This window comes from Deltaproteobacteria bacterium, from assembly GCA_019308925.1.
In the GTDB taxonomy this organism is placed as follows: domain Bacteria; phylum Desulfobacterota; class B13-G15; order B13-G15; family RBG-16-54-18; genus JAFDHG01.
Map to the genome: position 1 here is coordinate 1 of JAFDHG010000105.1, position 3,688 is coordinate 3,688.

General features: G+C 51.7%; 3 protein-coding genes. All 3 read right to left on the reverse strand.

Annotated elements, in window-relative coordinates; translation table 11 throughout:
- Positions 1-365: 365 nt before the first annotated feature.
- The 3 genes from gltA to JRI46_12290 all read right to left on the reverse strand — a co-directional run bounded on the left by gltA (position 366) and on the right by JRI46_12290 (position 3,463).
- A complete protein-coding gene (gltA, locus tag JRI46_12280; protein MBW2040342.1) occupies positions 366-1,775 on the reverse strand; it encodes an NADPH-dependent glutamate synthase in 1,410 nt (469 codons plus the stop codon).
- A gap of 13 nt (positions 1,776-1,788) precedes the next feature.
- Positions 1,789-2,625, reverse strand: a complete 837-nt coding sequence (locus JRI46_12285; GenBank protein ID MBW2040343.1) for a sulfide/dihydroorotate dehydrogenase-like FAD/NAD-binding protein — start codon at positions 2,623-2,625, stop codon at positions 1,789-1,791.
- Positions 2,626-2,869: 244 nt separating this feature from the next.
- Positions 2,870-3,463 carry a YihA family ribosome biogenesis GTP-binding protein gene (locus JRI46_12290; protein ID MBW2040344.1) on the reverse strand — a complete coding sequence of 198 codons (594 nt, stop codon included), beginning with the start codon at positions 3,461-3,463 and terminating at the stop codon, positions 2,870-2,872.
- Between the last annotated feature and the right edge of the window lie 225 nt (positions 3,464-3,688).

Here is a 3,688-nt window from a genome sequence, read left to right on the forward strand (position 1 = left end):
CCTTCAAGGCCCACTCAAGTTTTATTGAATTTTTCATGGCATGGGGTCAAAGTTTATTGTTAAACCAAAAACTATATGGTAAGAGCAAATTTGGGCCCCTCAACCCTCCTCAGATGGCTTGGGATATGTTTTTCAATGGGCCAGAGAGATGGTAGAAAATATAAACTAAAGTGTTGACCCCATACATTCCTGAAGACCATTTCCTTCGGAATTTGATCCTGAGGCTGGGGAGTCGGTCCTAGTTCAGTACTATCTCTCCCAGGATGCCACAACCCTCACCATTCAGGCGAAAGACTTCAAGGGCGCTGTAATAAAAGGGGAGGTAGTGGAAAAAAGAAGGGGGTCAAAGACCCCCCGTTCTTTTCTTATCCCTTGCTCATCAGATATTCATGGATAGCCTTGGATGAGTTTCTCCCTGCCCCCATGGCCAGGATCACCGTGGCCGAGCCGGTCACTATATCGCCGCCAGCATAGATGCCCTCTCGTGATGTCTTGCCTGTCTCGGGGTCAGCCACAATATACCCCCATTTGTTCAATTCCAGGTTGGGGATGGTAGAGGTGATCACGGGATTGGCCCCGGTGCCGACGGCAATGACCACTAGGTCCATATCCATGGTGAAGTTGGAACCCTCTATGGGCACCGGCCTCCTGCGGCCAGAGTCATCGGGCTCTCCAAGCTCCATCTGGATACACTCCATGCCCACCACCCAGCCATCCTCATTTCCGATAAAGCGTACGGGGTTGGTCAGGAACTTAAACTGAACCCCCTCCTCCTCGGCGTGGTGGACCTCCTCGGCCCTGGCCGGCAGTTCTGTCTTAGAGCGTCGATAGACGATATAGACATTGTCAGCCCCCAGCCTCAAGGCGGTGCGCGCGGAGTCCATGGCTACATTCCCACCCCCGATCACCGCCACATTCCTCCCCTTGGCAATGGGGGTGTCATATTCCGGAAAGAGATAGGCCTTCATGAGATTGGACCGGGTCAGATACTCATTGGCCGAATAGATCCCGCAGAGGTTCTCCCCGGGGATGTTCATGAAGACAGGCAGTCCTGCCCCCACCCCGAGAAAGACGGCATCATATCCCATCTCAAAGAGTTCGTCCACAGTGAGGATCTTCCCGATGACATAGTTGTATTTGATCTCCACCCCCATCCTCTTGAGATAGTCAACCTCAGCCTCCACGATGGCCTTGGGGAGCCTGAACTCAGGGATGCCATAGACCAAGACCCCTCCTGGCTTATGGAGGGCCTCAAAGATGGTCACCTGGTGCCCCCATTTGACGAGGTCACCGGCCAGGGTAAGACCTGCTGGTCCTGAGCCCACCGCGGCCACCCTCTTTCCTGTGGATGGGGGGATCTCGGGTAGCTCCACAATTCCTTGGGCCCTTTCATAATCGGCCACAAACCGCTCCAGCCTCCCTATGGCCACAGGCTCCTCCTTCTTGCCCAGGACGCATAGGGCCTCACACTGGGTCTCCTGAGGGCAGACCCTGCCACAGATTGCAGGCAGGCTGTTGTCCTCTTTCACCTTTTTGGCAGCACCAAGAAAGTCCCCCTCGGCGACCAGATTGATAAACTCAGGGATCTTCACCCCTACAGGACACCCCTCGATACACTTGGGCTTCTTACACTGTAGACAACGCTTTGCCTCGCGCTGGGCCAATTCAGGGGTATATCCGTAGGGGACCTCGTTAAAGTTCTTGCTCCTCTCCTTGGGATCTTGCTCAGGCATCGGTTGTCTGGGTATCTTTTCCCTCTTTTCTTTTTTGGCCATTTTCTTCCCCCCTCTATTGCCCATGTTCTTCCAAAAATAGATCATAAGATTGCCGCTCTTGCTTTAGATAGGCGGCTTGGCGCTTCATCAACTCATCGAAGTCGACCTGGTGCCCGTCGAATTCTGGGCCGTCCACGCAGCAGAATCGCGTCTTCCCCCCTACCGTGACCCGGCAGGCACCGCACATCCCCGTGGCATCCACCATAATGGCGTTGAGGCTTACCATGGTCTTTACCCCATAGGGCTCAGTGGTCTTGCAGACGAACTTCATCATGAGGACCGGCCCAATACCGACCACCAGCTTGACGTCTTTTCTCTCCTCGATCAAATCCTTTAGGGCATCGGTGACAAAGCCGTGTCTCCCATAGGAGCCGTCATCAGTGGTGATGAAGAGCTCATCGCTCGCATTCCTCATCTCTTCCTCCAGGATGAGGAGGTCTTTGGTCCTGGCCCCGATGATGGAGATGACATGATTACCTGTCTCCTTTAAGGCCTTGGTAATAGGGTACAGTACAGCTATTCCTGTCCCACCCCCGACGCAGATGACCGTCCCCAGCTTTTCCAAATGGGTTGGTCTGCCCAAAGGGCCGATTATGTCCAGAATGTAATCCCCTTTATTAAAGGTGCGCAACAGGGCCGTGGTCTTTCCCACTACCTGAAAGATGATGTCAATGGTCCCCCTCTCCTGGTCAGTACTCGCCATGGTCAACGGTATCCTCTCACCGGTCTCGTTGGGCCTGAGCACCACAAACTGCCCGGGTTTGGCCTTTTTGGCGATTAGGGGTGCCTCGATCTTAAAGTGGCAGACGGTGTTGTCCGCCATTTCCCTTTTATCCAATATCTTAAACAAGTTCTTCCCCCCCTTCTTTATTAGAAGCTGTTCAACAGCCTCTTTTGATTTTAAAATTAACTAGTTATGAAATTTCAGAAAAAGTTTTTACCGCAATCTTCTTTTCCATGTATTCTGCTGTCATCACCTCCCTTTACCCATTATATTGGGATTTCAGGGGCATAGCCCCTGACGTAACCTCTCTTGTAATTGAACGGTCTCCAATACTTACCTTGTGCAGGGTATTACAATTTCCATCTTTATGTCAACTATCCGATGGGCCGATGAGGTTTAAGATCTTCTGCCATAACCTCTTTTTCCCTTCCCCTGTTAAGGCGGAGAAGGGGATGATCTGCTCCGGATTGATGGTGAGGGCTTGTGCCGTTTGGTCCAGGACATTGCTCAACTTGTTCTTAGAGAGTTTATCGACCTTTGTCATGGCGAATACGGCAGTGAGAGAGAGGTCTTTCAACCAACCTATCAGAGAGAGGTCCAAGGGGGTGGGGCCGACCCGGGCATCGAGGATGACCACCACACCACAAAGGTTTTTTCTGTTTCTGAAGTACTCCTCCACCATGGGGCGCCATTTCCTGCGCACCTGTAGGGGGACCTTGGCAAAACCATATCCTGGCAGATCCACGAGATATAAGACCCGATTTACCAGATAAAAGTTTATAGACTGGGTCTTCCCTGGGGCAGAACTGGTCCGCGCCAGGCTCTTGCGGTTTACCAAGGTGTTGATCAGGGAGGATTTGCCCACGTTGGACCTCCCTGCAAAGGCCACCTCCGGATATAGGTCTGCAGGGTAATCATCTTTAGTATAAGAACTTTTGAGGAATTCTGTAGTTTTGATCTTCATTCTTTTGAAGATTTTATACTAAATTGGGGGTAAAATGGCAATACAAGTTTGCCTTAACCCCTTCTCGTTAAAAAGCTTCAAACAGGCATCTACCACCTTAGGATCATAAAGGTCACCCCTATTTCGTGAGATTTCCTCTAATGCCTTATCTGTACCTGGAGCCACTCTATGAGGGCGCTCAGAGGACATAGCCTCGACAACATCAGCCACCCCTATGACCCTTGC